The organism is Rhodococcus sp. EPR-157, assembly GCF_001647195.1.
In the GTDB taxonomy this organism is placed as follows: Bacteria; Actinomycetota; Actinomycetes; order Mycobacteriales; family Mycobacteriaceae; genus Rhodococcoides.
The window spans coordinates 1-209 of the sequence record NZ_LVCV01000535.1 but is presented as its reverse complement, the minus strand read 5'-3'; the positions used below and the strand labels follow the sequence as shown (position 1 = coordinate 209).

Annotated in this window: 1 protein-coding gene; it reads right to left on the bottom strand. The window is 66.5% G+C overall.

Features of this window, described 5'->3' with window-relative positions:
- Positions 1-207 (bottom strand): biotin carboxylase N-terminal domain-containing protein (locus A2J03_RS23935; protein WP_331712394.1); only part of this gene is annotated, 207 nt, incomplete at its 3' end.
- Positions 208-209: the final 2 nt, after the last annotated feature.

Below are 209 nucleotides of genomic sequence, written 5' to 3'. Positions count from 1 at the left end.
GAGGAAGCCGTAGCCGGGGTGGATGGCGTCTGCGCCGGACTTGCGGGCGGCGTCCAAGATCTTGTCGATGACCAGGTACGACTCTGCCGAAGTGTTGCCGCCGAGGGCGAATGCTTCGTCGGCCAGGCGTACGAAGGGGGCATCGGCGTCGGGTTCGGCGTAGACGGCGACACTTCTCAGTCCCGCGTCTGCTGCCGCTCTGATCACCC